The organism is Kitasatospora sp. NPDC005751 (assembly GCF_040630835.1).
Classification (GTDB): Bacteria; Actinomycetota; Actinomycetes; order Streptomycetales; family Streptomycetaceae; genus Kitasatospora.
On the sequence record NZ_JBEXYC010000026.1, the window covers coordinates 20585 to 37203 of the forward strand.

The following is a 16619-nucleotide window of genomic DNA, read 5'->3' on the forward strand; positions in this document are numbered from 1 at the left end:
AAAGAGTCGACGTGTTCTATCTCCGTCTGGCCCGGGGCTACCGGGTGCCCGACCTCGGCCGCTGGCTGCTCACCGCGCTGGCCGGCGCGGTCGTCGCCGCGTTCCTGCTGCGCGCCCTCGGCCGGGCGATGAGCGACCCGGCGGGCGGCGCCGACGCCGTCGCCCGGCTGCTCTGGTGCCTGCCCCCACTCGCCGCGGTCGCCTGGTTCGCCGCCGTGGCCGCCCGCGCGGTACCGGCCCGGCGCCCCGAACGGATCACCGGCCTCACCGCGGCAGGCGCCGGCTCCGCCCGGATCCGGACCCTGATCGCCGGCGAGATCGCGCTCGCCTGCACCCTCGGCTCCGCGCTGACCCTGCTGCTCTTCCTGGTCCTGCGCAACGACATCGCCGGGCCCTCGCTCGCCCCCGAGGTCGGCATGGGCCTTCCGCTACCGGCCGCCGCGCCCGTCACGCTGATCGCCCTGGTCCCGCTCACCGCGGGGATCGCGGCGGCCGCCGCGGTGCCGATCGCCGAGACCCTGCCCGGCAGGCGGCAGCCCGTACCGACCGGCTTCGGCCCCCTGCGGATCGCCCTGCCGGTCGGACTGGCCGTGATCGGCCTCGCCCTGGAACTCATCGCGCTGCGTCCCGGCGCCGCCGCCGACGGCCGCCCGATCCACCTGCCGGCCGGGCTCGGCTCCACCAGCACCGCCGCGCTGGGCGGCTGGGCGGCGAGCGCCGTCGGGCTCGCCCTGCTCACCGGCCCGCTGCTGTCCTGGACCGGAACGCTGCTGGCCGTCGGCCGGCCGACCCCGCTGCGGCTGCTCGCCGGACGGGGGCTGACCGCGCAGGCCCGCCGGCTCGGCCCGCCGCTGGCCGTGCTCACCCTGGCGGTCGCGGTGGTGCTCACCACCATCCGCTACTGGATCGGGGTGCCCGGCAGCGCCGACACCCTGCCCGCCGTCGAGGCCTGTCTGGTGCTGGGCTGCGCGGTGGCCGCCGTGGTGTCCCGGCTGGCCGAGCTCCGCACCGCCCGCCGGGACGTCGCCGACGCCTTGCTGCGAATCGGCACCCCGCCCCGGTTGCTGTTCGGTGCGGTGGCTCTGCGGACCCTCGCGGTCGGCACCGTGCTGCTGGTCACCGGCGGGCTGACCGCCGCGCTGGCGGCCGCCGGTCTGCGCTGAACCGGCGCGCGCACCGGGCCGGCGGGCCCGGCGGGGCCGGCCCGGTGTCTCAGCCCGCCGCGGCGAGCTGGCCGCAGGCGCCGTCGATCTCCTGGCCGCGGGTGTCACGGACGGTGGTGGGCACGCCGTGCGCCTGCAGCCGCCGGACGAACTCGCGCTCGTCCTCGGGCCGGGAGGCCGTCCACTTGGAACCCGGCGTCGGGTTCAGCGGGATCAGGTTGACGTGCACCCGGTGGTTCTTGATCAGCCGGCCGAGCAGGTCCGCCCGCCACGCCTGGTCGTTGATGTCCTTGATCAGCGCGTACTCGATGGAGATCCGGCGACCCGACTTCTCCGCGTAGTTCCACGCCGCGTCCAGCACCTCGGCGACCTTCCACCGGGTGTTGACCGGCACCAGCTCGTCGCGCAGTTCGTCGTCCGGGGCGTGCAGCGACAGCGCGAGGCGGCAGGAGAGGCCCTCGTCCGCGAGGCGGTTCATCGCCGGCACCAGGCCCACGGTGGAGACGGTGATGCCGCGCTGGGAGAGGCCGAAGCCGTCCGGCGCAGGGTCGGTGAGCCGGCGGATCGAGGCCAGCACGCGGTTGTAGTTCGCCAGCGGCTCGCCCATGCCCATGAAGACCACGTTGGAGAGGCGGGCCTCACCGCCCGGGATCTCGCCCTCCTTGAGCGCGCGCATCCCGGCCGCGATCTGCTCGACGATCTCGGCGGTGGAGAGGTTGCGCGTCAGCCCGGCCTGGCCGGTCGCGCAGAACGGGCAGTTCATGCCGCAGCCCGCCTGCGAGCTGATGCACATGGTGACCCGGTCCGGGTAGCGCATCAGCACCGACTCGACGAGCGTGCCGTCGAACAGCTTCCAGAGCGTCTTGCGGGTGTTGTCGTCGTCGCACGACACGTGCCGGACCACCGACATCAGCTCGGGCAGCAGACTCTCGGTGAGCTTCTCCCGGCTGGCGGCGGGGATGTCCGTCCAGCTCGCCGGGTCGTTCGACATCCGGCCGAAGTAGTGGTTCGAGAGCTGCTTGGCGCGGAACGGCTGCTCGCCCAGCTCGGCGACGGCCTCCTTGCGCTCGACGGGGCTCAGGTCGGCGAGGTGTCGCGGGGGCTTGGCGCCACGCGGCGCGACAAAGGTGAGTTCTCCGGGCTTAGGCATGGTTCATCCAGTGTCGCAGACGTTCGGACCTCGCCAGACGGCCGAGGGGCTCCGGACGCCAGGCGTCCGGAGCCCCTCGACGGCTCCCACCGTTCGGATCCGCCCGGCCGGCTCAGCTGCCGACGAAGGCCGCCAGCAGCAGCCAGACCACCGGGGCGGTCGGCAGGAGCGAGTCCAGCCGGTCCATGATGCCGCCGTGGCCGGGCAGCAGCGTGCCCATGTCCTTGATGCCGAGGTCACGCTTGATCATCGACTCGCCCAGGTCCCCCAGGGTCGCCACGACCGCCGCGCAGCCGCCCAGGATCAGGCCCTGCCACCAGCTGCCGCCGTCGATGATCAGCTCCATCAGCAGCGCGCCCGCCAGCATCGACAGGCCGATGCCGCCGGCCAGGCCCTCACGGGTCTTGCCCGGGCTGATCGTCGGGGCGAGCTTGTTCTTGCCGAACTTGTAGCCCACCGCGTAGGCGCCGGTGTCGCTGCAGACGGTGACGATCAGGAACAGCACGATCCGCTGCGGGCCGTCGTCCGCCGCCAGCATCATCGCCACGAAGGTGGCCAGGAACGGCACGTAGAACGCGGTGAAGATGCCCGCCGTTATGTCCCGCAGGTAGTTCTCCGGCGGTTCGGCCATCCGCCAGACCATCACCGCCAGGCCGGTCAGCGCCAGCGAGGCCGCCGCCCACTGGACGCCGGCCCAGTACCCGGTGGCGATCATCGCGATGCCGCCCGCGACCAGCGGGACCAGTGGCGCCTTGATCTGCTTGCGCTCGGCCAGCCGGCTGGTCAGCTCCCAGATCCCGACCGACACGGCCGCCATCACCACGAACAGGAACAGCGCCTTCACCACGAACAGCGAGGCGATGATCACCGCGCCGAGGCCGACGCCCACGCCTATCGCGGCCTGGAGGTTGCGACCGCCGCGCTGCTTGCGGGGCTGCGGCTGCGGAGCGGGCTGGGCCACGGGTGTCTCCTGCCCTGGGTGGGACAACGGCACAGGGTGGGGCTGCCCGGCCGCCGGGTGGCTCTGCGGCGGCGCGGAGTACGCCGGGACGCCCGGGTACGGCGGGCCGCCGCGGCCGGGAGCCGGGGCGGTCTCGTCGGTGATCGCGCGCAGCACGACCGTCTCCGCCGCGCCCGGCACCGCCGTCCGGGGCTGCTCGTCCCGGAACAGCGGTCCGCTCAGCCGACCGGCCTCCCGGGTCGGCCCCTCGGCGGGGTCGGGCCCTGGGTCGGCCGGCACGGGGGGCATGACCTGAGTCTCCTCCGCGTCACCGCCCCAGTACACCGGAGGCTGCTGCGAGTGACCCGTTCGGTGGCCGGGGTCACCCGCAGCGCCCGGTGCGGCCGGCTGCGGCGCGTGCGCCGGCCGGTACGGGGGGTGCGGCTGGTACTGCTGGTGCTGCTGATCGGATGGGCCCCAGTAGCCAGGGGCGTCAGGGGCGTCGTTCATCAGACTTCGAGCAGCTCGGCTTCCTTGTGCTTCAGCAGCTCGTCGACGGCGGCCACGTACTTGGCCGTGGTGTCGTCGAGCTCCTTCTCGGCGCGACGGCCGTCGTCCTCGCCGATCTCGCCGTCCTTGACCAGCTTGTCGATGCCGTCCTTGGCCTTGCGGCGCACGGAACGGATCGAGACCTTCGCGTCCTCGCCCTTGCCGCGGGCGACCTTGATGTAGTCGCGGCGACGCTCCTCGGTGAGCTCGGGGAGCACCACCCGGATGATGGACCCGTCGTTGGACGGGTTGACGCCGAGGTCGGAGTCGCGGATCGCCTGCTCGATGGCCTTCAGCGCGGTCTTGTCGAACGGCGAGACGATGGCCATCCGCGGCTCCGGCACGGAGAACGAGGCCAGCTGGTTGATCGGCGTCACGGCGCCGTAGTACTCGGCCACGATCTTGGCGAACATCGCCGGGTGCGCACGGCCGGTCCGGATGGCGGCGAAGTCGTTCTTGGCGACCTCGACGGCCTTCTCCATCTTCTCCTCGGCCTCGAGGAGGGTCTCTTCGATCACTGTGTACTCCCTGTCCGGTTCATCTGCTGTTGTCCCGACCGGTGTCGGTGTCGAAGCCGGTCGCGGTGTGGCGGCCGCCGAACGCGGTGCCGGCGTAGCGACGCCGTCCCGTACGGCTGATTGCTGCTCAGGCCCGGACAGAATCCTGGCTGATGAGTGTGCCGATCTTCTCACTCTTCACCGCACGCGCGATATTGCCCTCCGCCAGCAGCTCGAAGACGAGCATCGGGAGGTTGTTGTCCTTGCACAGCGTGATCGCGGTGAGGTCGGCGACCTTGAGGTCGCGCGCGATGACCTCGGAGTACTCCAGCGCGTCGAACTTGACCGCGTCCGGGTTGGTCCGGGGGTCGGAGTCGTAGACGCCGTCCACGCCGTTCTTGCCCATCAGCAGCACGTCCGCGTGGATCTCCAGCGCACGCTGGACGGCCGTGGTGTCGGTGGAGAAGTAGGGCATGCCCATACCGGCGCCGAAGATCACCACACGGCCCTTCTCCAGGTGCCGGACGGCGCGCAGCGGCAGGTACGGCTCGGCGACCTGGCCCATGGTGATCGCGGTCTGGACCCGGGTCTCGATGCCCTCCTTGACCAGGAAGTCCTGCAGCGCCAGGCAGTTCATCACGGTGCCGAGCATGCCCATGTAGTCGGAGCGGGCCCGGTCCATGCCGCGCACCTGGAGTTCGGCGCCGCGGAAGAAGTTGCCACCACCGATGACCACCGCGACCTCGGTACCGGCGCGGACGACCGTGGCGATCTCACGGGCGATCGCGTGCACGACGTCCGGGTCGACGCCGAGCCCGCCGCCACCGGCGAAAGCCTCACCGGACAGCTTCAGCAGCACCCGGCGGGGCGAGCCGGCCTGGGGGTCCTGCGCGGTCTCCTGCGTCTCCTGCATGGACTTCTCCTTCTACACCTACTGGTTCACAGGCGCGGGTGTGCGGATCCCCGACCTGCGCGTACACGCGAGGAGGCCACTGCCGCGGGAACCGGTACGGTGTCCTGCACGGCAATGGCCTCCTCGTCGTTCATGGTGCCGACGCGGCCCGCCCATAGACGGATGACGCTGGGTGAGCCCGTTCGGCGCGTCCCTCCCGCCCTGGTCAGCGGGCGGGGGCGGTTCCCAGCCTAAACGTGCCGGGAGTCCGGTGGAACGTGGCTCAGGCGCCGACGCGGAAGCGGGCGAAGCGCTTGAGGGCGACGCCGTTCTCCTCGAGGACCTTGGCGACGGTCTTCTTGTTGTCCTTCGCGAAGGCCTGCTCCAGGACGGAGAACTCCTTCACGAAGCCGGTGACGCGACCCTCGACGATCTTCGGCAGGGCAGCCTCGGGCTTGCCCTCCTCGCGCGCGGTGGCCTCGGCGACGCGACGCTCGTTCTCGATGTCCTCGGCCGGGATGTCCTCGCGGGAGAGGTACTTCGGCGCGAAGGCGGCGATGTGCTGCGCGACGTCCTTGGCGACCTCGGCGTTCTCCTTGTCCAGCTCGACCAGGACGCCGACGGCCGGCGGGAGGTCGGGGCTGGTCTTGTGGAGGTAGACCGCGACGAAGCCGTCACCCGCGAACTGGGCGAAGCGTCGGAAGACGATCTTCTCGCCCAGGGTGGCGTTGGCCTCGTCCACGAACTGCTGGACGGTCTTGCCGGGCTCGATCTCGGAAGCCAGCGCGGCGTCCAGGTCGGCCGGAGCGGACGCGGCGACGTGGGCGGCGATCGCGTCGGCGACCTGCACGAAGTTGTCACCCTTGGCGACGAAGTCGGTCTCGCAGTTGATCTCGACCAGAACGCCGGACTTCTTGTCCTCGGCGATCAGCGCGGCGACGGCGCCGTTGGAGGCGTCACGGCCCTCGCGCTTGGCGACGCCCTTCTGGCCCTTGATGCGCAGCAGCTCGACGGCCTTGTCGACGTTGCCCTCGGCCTCGTCCAGAGCCTTCTTGCAGTCCATCATGCCGGCGCCGGTGAGCTCACGGAGCTTCTTGACGTCCGCGGCGGTGAAGTTCGCCATGGTGTGAATCTCTTCTCGCGTCTCGCGTGTCTGCGTGGGGTTGTGCCGGGACCGCTGGTTCGGTCCCGGCACGGGAGAGAGGGGCACTTACCGGTGTCGTACCGGCGAGTGCCCCTCACCCTTGGTACGTCAGGCCTGCTCGGCCGGAGCCTCGTCGGCGGCCGCGGCCTCGGCGACGGGGGCCTCGGCGGCGGGGGCCTCGACCTCGGCAGCAGCCTCGGCGGCGGGGGCCTCGGTGGCGGCGTCGGCGTCGGCGGCCGGAGCCTCCTCAGCCTTCTTCTCGCCCTCGATGAGGTCCTTCTCCCAGTCGGCCAGCGGCTGGTCGGCGCCCGGCTCGGCCTTCGCGTCGCCCTTGGCGACACCCGCGCGGGACTTGAGGCCCTCGGCGACGGCGTCGGCGATCACACGGGTCAGCAGGGTGACGGAGCGGATCGCGTCGTCGTTGCCCGGGATCTTGTAGTCGACCTCGTCGGGGTCACAGTTGGTGTCGAGGATCGCGACGACCGGGATGTTGAGCTTCCGGGCCTCGCCGACAGCGATGTGCTCCTTCTTGGTGTCCACGATCCAGACGGCGCTGGGAACGCGCTGCATGTCGCGGATACCGCCGAGGGTCTTCTCGAGCTTGGTGTGCTCGCGCTCCAGAACCAGGAGCTCCTTCTTGGTGAGGCCGGAGCCGGCCACGTCCGTGAAGTCGATCTCGCCGAGCTCCTTCATCCGCTGAAGGCGCTTGTAGACGGTCTGGAAGTTGGTCAGCATGCCGCCGAGCCAGCGCTGGTTCACGTAGGGCATGCCCACGCGGGTGGCCTGCTCGGCGATGGCCTCCTGGGCCTGCTTCTTCGTGCCGACGAAGAGGACGCTGCCGCCGTGGGCAACGGTCTCCTTGATGAACTCGAAGGCGCGGTCGATGTAGTTCAGCGACTGCAGGAGGTCGATGATGTAGATGCCGTTGCGCTCCGTGATGATGAAGCGCTTCATCTTCGGGTTCCAGCGGCGGGTCTGGTGACCGAAGTGGACGCCGCTCTCCAGCAGCTCCCGCATCGTGACGACGGCCATAGCCGTACTCCTAAGGTGTTGCGCCCGGCTCCGCGCAGTCGACGTGGTGGGTCGCGCGGTGGCGCTCCCCGCTCGGCGTCTGCGTACGGCCGGGTCAGGCTCGGTTTTGTCCGTGACAGTCAGGTGACAGCCACGCCTGACGCCCCGAACGTGCCGAGCCGCTTCGGCCCGAGTGGTCCGGAGACCCTTCGGGCTCGGCGGACCGAGCGGCACTCGCACCTGGCGGGGGCGGCGGCTGAGCCGCATCCGTCCACCGGTGGCGGGGCGTGCGAAGTCGACCCGGCGGACCGGGTCGCGTGTGAAGTGTACGGGAAGCGCCGAGCCGCGGGCGACTCCACAGGGACGGGAGGTCGGTGGGGAGGCGGGCGGGAAGCGGGAGGGAGGGTGGACGGGACCGCGCCCGGGGACGGCCGGCGGGGCGGTGGACGGGGGCAGGACGGCGGGGGCGGCGGGGCGACCTGGCCCGGGCTGGGGTAGGGCGGCCGGGGGGCAGGGGGCGAGGGGCCGCGTGCAGGGGTGGATGCGGGGGCGAGGGGGCGTGCTCGGAGGAGCTCGCGCCGGGGGTGCACTCGGAGCGCGTCACCCGTGGGAGGGATGGCGGCTGTCCACAGGGCCCGGTTGTCCACAGGAATCGGGGTGGGGCTGGTCGGGCTCGCGTACCCCGGAGAACCTCGGCGGCATGACAACCGCCCTGGAAGCCACTCCGTTCGTTCCGCCCGCCTCCCCCGCCGCGCCGTCCGGGATCACGTCGTCCACCACCGCGTCGTCCGGCGCCCTCGGCGGGGTCGGGGGCTTGTCGTCGCCCCCGCCACTCGGGCCGGGGCCCGGACCCAACCGCCGGCTGCTGCTCGCGCTTGTGACGGTGACGGCCCTGCTGCTGACCGTTCTGCCGGGGCCGGTGGGCCATGCCGCCGAGACGGCGGGGCACGGCTCGCGCGACTCCGTGGATGCCGGTGCCGGTGCCGGTGCCAGTTCCGGGGGCGGTGCCGGTGCCGGTGCCGGTGCCAGTCTCGGGGGCGGCGCCACTTCCGGGGGCGGACGGGTGTGGCCGGTGGGCGGCCCGGGTGGGCTGGTCAGGCGCTTCGAGGCACCGGCCACACCATGGGCCGCCGGACACCGGGGCGTCGATCTCGCCGCCACGGGTGGTGCGGACATCCGGTCGGCCGCCCCCGGGGTGGTCTCCTTCTCCGGCCTGGTGGCGGGCCGACCGGTGGTCACCGTCACCCACCCGGCCTCAGGATCTCCGCCGCTGCGGACCACCTATCTGCCGGTCACCGGGAGCCTCGCCACCGGCACCACCGTCACGGCCGGCGAAGTGATCGGGCAGCTCACCCCCGGGGCCGTCCACTGCGCCGGCCACGACTGCCTGCACTGGGGGCTGCTGCGCGGCGACCGGTACCTCGATCCCCTGGCCATCTTCGGAGCCGGTGCGGCCCGACTGCTCCCGCTCGGACGGGAGCGCTGAGACCGGTGCACGGACGGGAGCGCCGGGACCGGCTCGGTCAGCTCCCGCCCAGGCCGTGCAGGGCGAGCGCGACCGCGGCGTCCGCGATCACTTCCTGGCTCGGGGCCGGTCCACCGGTAGGACGCTGCTCGGCCTGCCGAACGGCGGCCTCCACGATTCCCTGGAGCAGCCCGGCAGCCAGCCGCGGCTGCTCGTGACCGAGGTCCTGGAGGGCCTGGACCACCAGGCCGACGAGCTTGCCGTGGGCCGCCCGGATCCGCTCGCGCGCCGCTTCGTCCAGCTCCAGCGCCGAGATCGCCGCCACCGCCCGGTGCCGAGGGTCCCCGGCCAGCGCGAGCTGACCTCGGACGTAGGCCTCGATCCGGGCCGCCGCGGTGTCGCAGCTCTCCATCCCGGCCTCGATCTCGGCCGCCCAGAGCGGGAAGTCGACCTCGCAGAGCAGCTCGACCACGGCGGCGCGGGAACGGAAGTACTCGTAGACCGAGGAGCGCGCCAGACCGGTGCGCGCCGCGAGCGCGGGGAAGGTCAGGGCATCCATTCCCCCCTCGGTGAGCAGGCTGCGGGCAGCATCGAGGAGGGCTGCCCGCTGCAGCTGTCGGTGCTCGGCCAAAGTGGCCGCTCGGATCTTCGGCACTGTCCCACTGTACGGAGCCCTACACCCCGCCGATACGGCGCCGCGCATGACGGGGTGCGTGGAGGGGATCCGGCGGCAGGGCGGAAGCACCCCGCAGGCGGCCCGCAAGGGGTCGGAGCTGCTGGACGATCGGGTGCCGAAGGGGCCGCTACCGGATGTCCGACAGCTTGGCTCGCAACTGCAGCACCGACTTGGTGTGGATCTGGCTGACCCGGCTCTCCGTCACCCCCAGCACCTGGCCGATCTCCGCGAGGGTGAGGCCCTCGTAGTAGTAGAGCGTCACGACGGTCTTCTCCCGCTCGGGCAGGGTGTTGATCGCCTGTGCCAGCAGTCTGCGCAGCTCCCGGTCCTCGGCCACCTCCACGGGGTTGTCCGCGCCGCGGTCCTCCAGGGTGTCGCCCAGGCTCGGCCGGTCCCCGCCCTCGCCCACCGGGTGGAGCAGTTCGTCCAGCGCCACCACGTTGGCGAGGGAGAGCTGGCTGAAGATGGCGTGCAGGTCCTCGATCGCGATGCCCATCTCGGCCGCGACCTCGGGCTCGTGCGGTGTGCGGCGCAGCCGGGCCTCCAGGGTCGCGTACGTCCGCTCGACCGCCTTCGCCTTCTGCCGCACCGAACGCGGGATCCAGTCAAGGGCCCGGAGCTCGTCGATGATCGCGCCGCGGATCCGGCTGATCGCGTAGGTCTCGAACTTGATGGCCCGATCGATGTCGAACTTCTCGATCGCGTCGATCAGCCCGAAGACACCCGAGGAGACGAAGTCCGCCTGCTCGACGTTGGAGGGCAGCCCGACCCCGACCCGGCCCGCCACGTATTTGACGAGCGGTGAGTAGTGCAGGATCAGCTGCTCCCGCAATCGCTGGTCGCCCGTCTCCTTGTAGGAGCGCCAGAGCGCTTCCAGCGCCGTGCGGTCGGAGCCGACGCCCGACTCCCGCCGTGGTGCCGGCGTCCCGACGGGAGCGGGCACCTCCGTGGGTGTGGACGTCTCCGCGGGTACGGGCGCGGCGTCCTGGCCCTGGGCCGGGCTGGGGACGGCGGCCACCTCGGGGGCGGTAGCCACCTCGGACGTACCGGCCGCTTCGGAAGCGTCCGGCGGACCGGGCTCGTCCGGCCGACCGGCGTACGCGCCGGTGTGCGCCGGTCGGCCACCCTGCCGGGCAAGGGCCCCCATCGCACCCGTCGCCTTGGGCGGGAACTCGGTCACGGGGCGCCGCTCGGTCCGCGGCCCTCCCGAGGACCGGGCGCCACCGGTCACTCTGTGTCCGGGAATGTGTGTGGGCATGCGTTGGTCTGCGCCGTTCTGCCGAGTCATGTGCTGATAGGGAAGGCATGGCGAGCGTAGCGTGACCGACTCACTGCAATGTGCTACCGCCACTCGGTCGTCCCCCGATCCGGTGGCGTTCGTGTCGCCGGGGCCCGGCAGCGGGAGTGAATGCCTCGACCGGCGATTCACCGCCCCACCTCCCGCCGACGGCGGCGCACCCGGCCGCCTCCCGATTCGTCCTGATCCGCCCGATCGGTCACCGGCCACGCACCAGTCGCCAGTGGGCACCGTGCCGTTCCACGAAGCCGAGGGACCCCAACTCATAGAGCCGGTGGAGCACTTCGTCCGGCGGGAGACCCGACTGCCGGGCCAGGCGCTCCACCGGCGCACCCTCCGCCGTCGCCGGCACCGCCTCCAGGACCCTCGCCACGACCGGCTCCAGGAGATCCCTCGGCAGCACCGGCCCGCCGCGCTGGGGCGCGAGGTCGTCACCGATCGCGCCGATCAGCTCGGCGACCTCCGCCGCGTCGGTGACCAGCGTGGCGCCGCCGCGAATCAGGGCGTGCACTCCGGCCGAGAGCTCCGACGTCACCGGGCCGGCGACACCCATCGTGTGCCGGTTGAGGTCCCGGGCGCGTCTGGCCGTACTCAGCGCCCCGCTGCGCAACGCCGCCTCGACCACCACCGTCCCTCGAGTGAGGGCCGCGATCACGCGATTGCGCAGCACGAACCGGAACCGGTTCGGGTGCTCCCCCGGCGGAAGCTCACTCAGCAGCAGGCCCTGGGAGGCGATCCGTCGGATCAACTGGGCGTTGCCCCTCGGGTAGGCCACATCGACCCCGCAGGCGAGGACTCCGATGCTCATCCCCCCGACGGCCAGCGCACCCCGGTGGGCGGCCGCGTCGATCCCGTACGCCGCGCCGGAGGCCACCACCCACCCGCGTTCGGCCAGTTGCGCCGACAGCTCCCCCGCGACGTGCGCTCCGTAGGCCGTGCAGGCCCGCGCGCCGACGACCGCGACCGAGCGCAGGGCGAGCAGTCGCAGGGAACCCGTCCCGGACACCCAGAGCCCGAGCGGTCTGCCGGCTCCCAGGTCGTCGAGTTGGCTCGGCCATTCCGTGTCGCCCGGAATGATGAAGCGCCCACCGGCCGTACGCACTCGCTCCAGGTCCGCGACGGGGTCGACGTCGACCAGCCTGGCCCGGTAGGCGGCGAGCCGCTCCGCGTCCAGGCCCGGATGGTCGGGGACGGTGCCGTCCCGGATCGCCCGGACGACGTCGGCGGCGTCGAGCTGGGTGAGCCACCGGCCCAGGACCGCGTCACCCGGTTCGCTGAGCCTGCTCAGCGCTGCCCTGGCGAGACGCTCGAGCTCGGCCTCCCGCCCCGCTTCGGAGGGGTGCTGAGGGTGGTTCATCGTCTGGTTCATGCTCAGGTCTCCTTGTCGCTCGGCCGCTGATCGGGTGTCCCGGCAGGTGGACCGGCACGGAGCAGCCGGTCGCCCTTCGGCCCGGCCGGCGGCAGCGGCTCGCCGCCGAGCCGGCCGAAGGAGCGGTCGGTCAACGGCAGCCCCTGCTCCACACCGGTGCGGAGCACCAGGGCCGTCCGTACGTCCCGCTGGTCCGGCCGGTCGCGCCCGGCGAGATCGGCGACCGTCCAGGCGACCCTGAGCACCCGGTCCAGGCCGCGGGCGGTCAGCAGACCGCGCTCCAGCTGTCGGGCGGCATCGTTCAGCGCGTTGGGGCCGAGCTGCCAACGGGTCCGCAGCTCATGGCCGGGCACTTCGGCATTGGTCCGCCACGGTGTGTGCGCCAGCCGTGCCGCCGCGCGCTCCCGCGCGGCAAGCACCCGGGCCGCCACCGTCGCGGTGCTCTCCGCCGTGGTGTCCCGCTCCATCAGCTCGACCCTGGTCACCGGAGCGACCTGGACCTGGAGGTCGACCCGGTCGAGCAGCGGTCCGGACAGCCGCCCCTGGTACCGGCTGACCATCGCCGGAGTGCACTCGCACCCCTCGCCCCGCCGCGAGTACCGCCCGCAGGGGCAGGGATTCGCGGCCAGGCAGAGCAGGAACCTGGCCGGCAGCCTGAGCGATCCGGCCGATCGGGCGATCACCACCTCCCCCGATTCGAGCGGCTGGCGCAGCGCGTCGAGCACCCTGACCGGGAACTCCGGCGCCTCGTCCAGGAACAGCACACCCCGGTGGGCCAGCGAGACCGCACCCGGTCGGGGCAGGCCACTGCCGCCGCCGACGATGGCCGGCATGGTGGTGGAGTGGTGCGGTGCGCAGTACGGCGCGCAGCCGATCAGTGGCCGACCGGCCGGGAGCAGTCCGGCCACCGAGTGCACGGCGGTGACCTCCAGGGCCTCCTTCTGGGTGAGTGGCGGCAGCAGCGCCGGGAGCCGCTCCGCCAACATGGTCTTGCCCGCGCCCGGTGGACCTTTCAAGTACAGGTGGTGACCACCGGCGGCGGCGATCTCCAGGGCGCGTCGGGCCTCGTACTGGCCGGCGACGTCCGCCAGGTCCAGCCGGGCGGCCCGGTCGTCGGGCAGTCCGCGCACCCCTGCGGTGGGGAGCATCAGCCCGGCCATCAGGGGATCCGGGCGGCCGCTGATCGGGTCGGGCGGCTCCTCCGGCTCGGGTGCGCCGGTCAGGACGGCGACGAGCTGCCGCAGGCTGCGCACGCCGATGACGGTCACGCCCGGGACCAGGGAGGCCTCGGCGGCAGTCTGTTCGGCCACCACGACCCGCTGGTAACCGGCGTCGGCGGCGGCGAGCACCGACGGCAGGATGCCGCGTACCGGGCGCACCCGCCCGTCGAGCCCCAGCTCGCCGATGATCAGCAGTTCGGCGATGGAGGACGGATCCAAGCGCTCAGCGGCGGCGAGGACGGCGCAGGCCACCGCGAGGTCGAAGCCGCTGCCGCTCTTCGGTACCGAGGCGGGGCTGAGTCCGACGGTGAGCTTTCGCTGCGGCCAGACCTCGCCGCTGTTCACCAGGGCCGCGCGCACCCGGTCGCGGGCCTCGGAGAGGGCTTTGTCGGGCAGACCGACCAGGGTGAAGGCGGCGACTCCGGGCTCCAGATCGGCCTGGACCTCGACGATCACACCGTCGACGCCGACCAGCGCGACGGAACAGGTACGGGCGAAGGCCATCTCAGACCACCCCCCTCAGGTGGTCCACCGAGGCGGCACCCCGGGCCCGGTTGATGACGGCCACGAGGTCGATCCGGACGCCGCCGGGCGGCACGGGCGGCCACTGCGGGTCCGCCGGCGCGGGGCTGTACCCGGGACCGGCCAACCTGGCGAAGTGGCCGGGCCAGCGCTCCGCCACCCAGCGCTCCGCCAATCGCTGGAGTCGGGCGGCCTTGGCTCGGTCGATGGCCTCGCTCGGCTGCTGGAATCCCCGCTCGGAGCGGGTCTTCACCTCACAGACGGCCAGGGTGTCGCCGTCGAGGGCGACGATGTCCAGCTCACCCTCGACGCAGCGCCAGTTGCGGTCCAGGATCCTGAGGCCGCTCTCGGCGAGCCGCCGGGCGGCGACCCGCTCCCCATAACGGCCCAGCCCGTTGTTCGTGCCGCGCCCCGACAGGGCCTTCCCCGGACCGCCCCGCTCAGGACCGGCCTGCTCGGGAACGGCTCGCTCAGGACCGGCTCGCTCAGGACCGGCCTTCTCCGGGTCGGCCTGCTCCGTGCGCGGCGGAGCTGGCCCGTTTCCGAGCCCGGACAGCTCCGCCTGGTACTCCTCCGGCGCCCTCGCCGCCCTGCGCCGGGCCTGCCCACTCGGTCGGGCCTTGGGCGTCTCACTCTGCTTACGCGTGGTGCGCTTGGTGTCCTGCACGGTGACCACCTCCGACGCGGAGGTTTCCGTGCGACCCGGGACAGGGCCAGAGGGTTGCTATTTCCTGTGGATAACCCGGGCCTGTGGATAACTTCTGTCACTCGCAGGAGTGAGAATCCCGGGAAAGTCGAAATTCCCCTGGACACCGCGGGACCGAGCGGTCCAACGTCAGTTCCCGAACCCGGACTCGTCCGAGGGCAGCTCCAGATCGCTCTTCGCGAGCTCCTCGATGTTCACGTCCTTGAAGGTCAGCACCCGGACCTTACGGACGAACCGGGCCGGCCGGTACATGTCCCAGACCCACGCATCCGCCATCGACACCTCGAAGAAGACCTCGCCCTGGACCGAGTGCACCTGCAGCTCGTAGTCGTTGGTGAGGTAGAAGCGTCGCTCGGTCTCAATCACGTACTTGAACAGGCCGACGACGTCCCGGTACTCCCGGTAGAGCTTGAGCTCCATCTCGGTCTCGTACTTCTCGAGATCTTCGGCACTCATCCAGGCGTCCCCTCAACTTGTCACGTCCACCCATTGTGGACCACCGCACTCACCCTCAGAGCCTTACCGGCGTGACTGGCGGCCCCTCGGCCAGCAGTCGCCCCACGAAGTCCGCCAGCCCGATCGGATAGATCGTTTCGGCGGTCTCCCCCAGCTCCTCGACCGTCCACCAGCGTGCCGCGAGCAGTTCGGCGTGCTCGTCCCTGCCCATCCTCGAATGATCGAGCACCGTCTCCACGGTCCGGGCCAGGTGGAACCACTGCTCCTGTTCGTAGCGCTGCTCCCGAAAGGAGTACGAAACCGTGTCGTACGCCACCACGGGCCCCAGGTCCACGCCCCGCAGCCCCGTCTCCTCGGCGAGCTCGCGCACCGCCGCCTCGCGAATGCTCTCCCCCGGTTCCAGGCCTCCTCCGGGGGTGAACCACCAGGTGACGTCCGGCACCACCGGATCCGAGCCCCGGAAGAGAAGCAGGCGGTCCTGCCCGTCCAACAGCAGGATCCGTGAAGCCTTGCGGTGCTTCGCCATCATCGCCGCCCTCCCCCCTCCCCTCGTTCGTCGGGCCGATCCCCTCGATCCTGCCACCCGGCAGGACCTGCCGGGGCGATGTTCGGCAGAGCGATCGGGCCACGGTCACCGGCGGTCGCGCGGCCGTCGGCGCCGACTCGAACTGAGGCTGCGCCGCCGACCGGGGCGGCGGCGCCCGCCGGAGCAGCGGCCGTGGCACCCGTCAAGCGTCGCGGCGGCGTCCCAGCCGGCGGGCCGCACCGGCCGCCCCGCTCACCCCACAGGTCACGACGATCATCGCCGCGCCTACAACGGTGGCGTAGAAGGCCGGCTCCAACGGTCCCGGCTCGCCGGCCTTCGGCCCACCGAGCGCGTCGAAGGCGGTGGTGCGGGCGAACAGACCCGTCCGGCCGAAGGGCAGGACGGTGGCCTCCACCCGGGCCTCCACCTCGGTGGCGGGGATCGTGCCGCCGTCGACCTCCAGGTGGAGGCGGGAGTCGAGCGACCCCTGCCGGTTGTCTCCCAGCAGAAAGAGCCGGCCAGGAGGCACGTCCACGCTGAACGCGCTCCCCTGCGGGCCCTGCGCCTCCAGGTACGGCTCTTCCACCGGCTTGCCGTTGACGGTCAGCCGTTGGTCGTCCCCGGTGGTCGCCACGGTGTCCCCGCCGACCGCGACCACGCGCTTGACCATGAGTTCACCGCCCCACGCCTGGTCGCGGAAGACCACGACGTCACCCCGGCCGACGTCCTTGCCGTCGATCTGCCGGGCGACGACGGTGTCCCCGACCTTGAGCGTCGGGGTCATCGAGCCGGTCGGAATGCCGTACGGCCGGTAGTCCAGCGCCATGACCACGAAGCCGCCGACCAGCAGGACCAGACCGAGCCCGATCAGCACGCCCTGCAGCACCGCGGCCGGCTTGGGCCGGGACCGTCCGGGCGCGGGCGGGCGGTCCGCCGTCGGTGTCGCGACACTGCTCATCGAAACCATCCACCCCTGCCTGACCCGGGACCGCTCATGGCACGCCGGGGCCACAGGCGGAAAACCCGGCGGGCCGTG

General features: G+C 72.3%; 15 protein-coding genes and 1 pseudogene. 2 read left to right on the plus strand and 14 right to left on the minus strand.

The annotated features are described in order from the left end of the window. The first annotated feature begins 11 nt into the window (after positions 1 to 11). Positions 12 to 1163: a hypothetical protein gene (locus ABZ497_RS22550; RefSeq protein WP_352291669.1), complete on the plus strand. Its 1152-nt coding sequence runs from the start codon at positions 12 to 14 to the stop codon at positions 1161 to 1163. A 49-nt stretch (positions 1164 to 1212) separates the two neighbouring features. Here the strand turns inward: ABZ497_RS22550 and rlmN are convergent, their stop codons facing one another. The 6 genes from rlmN to rpsB all read right to left on the minus strand — a co-directional run bounded on the left by rlmN (position 1213) and on the right by rpsB (position 7367). After that, on the minus strand, positions 1213 to 2313 hold the full coding sequence (rlmN, locus tag ABZ497_RS22555; RefSeq protein WP_329489784.1) for a 23S rRNA (adenine(2503)-C(2))-methyltransferase RlmN: 1101 nt from the start codon (positions 2311 to 2313) through the stop codon (positions 1213 to 1215). Positions 2314 to 2425: 112 nt separating this feature from the next. Then, positions 2426 to 3763, minus strand: a complete 1338-nt coding sequence (locus ABZ497_RS22560) for a phosphatidate cytidylyltransferase (RefSeq protein ID WP_359807838.1) — start codon at positions 3761 to 3763, stop codon at positions 2426 to 2428. After that, positions 3763 to 4320 carry a ribosome recycling factor gene (gene frr / locus ABZ497_RS22565; RefSeq protein ID WP_329489782.1) on the minus strand — a complete coding sequence of 186 codons (558 nt, stop codon included), beginning with the start codon at positions 4318 to 4320 and terminating at the stop codon, positions 3763 to 3765. Before frr ends, ABZ497_RS22560 begins: the two co-directional genes overlap by 1 nt. 127 nt (positions 4321 to 4447) lie before the next feature. Next, a complete protein-coding gene (gene pyrH, locus ABZ497_RS22570) occupies positions 4448 to 5212 on the minus strand; it encodes a UMP kinase (protein ID WP_329489781.1) in 765 nt (254 codons plus the stop codon). Positions 5213 to 5474: 262 nt separating this feature from the next. Beyond that, positions 5475 to 6314, minus strand: a complete 840-nt coding sequence (gene tsf / locus ABZ497_RS22575) for a translation elongation factor Ts (protein WP_329489780.1) — start codon at positions 6312 to 6314, stop codon at positions 5475 to 5477. A gap of 129 nt (positions 6315 to 6443) precedes the next feature. Next, positions 6444 to 7367 carry a 30S ribosomal protein S2 gene (gene rpsB / locus ABZ497_RS22580; protein WP_329489779.1) on the minus strand — a complete coding sequence of 308 codons (924 nt, stop codon included), beginning with the start codon at positions 7365 to 7367 and terminating at the stop codon, positions 6444 to 6446. A 1051-nt stretch (positions 7368 to 8418) separates the two neighbouring features. Between rpsB and ABZ497_RS22585 the strand changes: the two genes are divergently transcribed. Then, positions 8419 to 8832: a M23 family metallopeptidase gene (locus ABZ497_RS22585; RefSeq protein WP_359807841.1), complete on the plus strand. Its 414-nt coding sequence runs from the start codon at positions 8419 to 8421 to the stop codon at positions 8830 to 8832. A 37-nt stretch (positions 8833 to 8869) separates the two neighbouring features. Here ABZ497_RS22585 and ABZ497_RS22590 read toward each other — a convergent pair whose 3' ends face one another. From ABZ497_RS22590 to lepB, 8 genes and pseudogenes are all read right to left on the minus strand, one after another. Continuing rightward, a complete protein-coding gene (locus tag ABZ497_RS22590) occupies positions 8870 to 9442 on the minus strand; it encodes a helix-turn-helix domain-containing protein (protein WP_352291695.1) in 573 nt (190 codons plus the stop codon). 172 nt (positions 9443 to 9614) lie between these two features. Beyond that, a pseudogene (whiG, locus tag ABZ497_RS22595) lies at positions 9615 to 10364 on the minus strand (RNA polymerase sigma factor WhiG); the annotation flags it as partial. A 619-nt stretch (positions 10365 to 10983) separates the two neighbouring features. Further along, a complete protein-coding gene (gene dprA / locus ABZ497_RS22600; RefSeq protein ID WP_359807842.1) occupies positions 10984 to 12153 on the minus strand; it encodes a DNA-processing protein DprA in 1170 nt (389 codons plus the stop codon). 2 nt (positions 12154 to 12155) lie between these two features. Further along, positions 12156 to 13877, minus strand: coding sequence for a YifB family Mg chelatase-like AAA ATPase (locus ABZ497_RS22605; protein WP_359807844.1), 1722 nt, complete (start codon positions 13875 to 13877; stop codon positions 12156 to 12158). Position 13878: 1 nt separating this feature from the next. After that, positions 13879 to 14313: a YraN family protein gene (locus tag ABZ497_RS22610; RefSeq protein ID WP_359807895.1), complete on the minus strand. Its 435-nt coding sequence runs from the start codon at positions 14311 to 14313 to the stop codon at positions 13879 to 13881. A 417-nt stretch (positions 14314 to 14730) separates the two neighbouring features. Continuing rightward, positions 14731 to 15057 (minus strand): DUF2469 domain-containing protein, encoded by a 327-nt coding sequence (locus ABZ497_RS22615; protein WP_030056781.1) that lies wholly within the window; start codon positions 15055 to 15057, stop codon positions 14731 to 14733. Between the two features lie 55 nt (positions 15058 to 15112). Next, the gene (locus ABZ497_RS22620) at positions 15113 to 15586 is read right to left on the minus strand and encodes an NUDIX domain-containing protein (protein ID WP_359807845.1); all 474 of its coding nucleotides are present in this window, start codon (positions 15584 to 15586) and stop codon (positions 15113 to 15115) included. 199 nt (positions 15587 to 15785) lie between these two features. Beyond that, the gene (gene lepB / locus ABZ497_RS22625) at positions 15786 to 16541 is read right to left on the minus strand and encodes a signal peptidase I (protein ID WP_359807847.1); all 756 of its coding nucleotides are present in this window, start codon (positions 16539 to 16541) and stop codon (positions 15786 to 15788) included. Between the last annotated feature and the right edge of the window lie 78 nt (positions 16542 to 16619).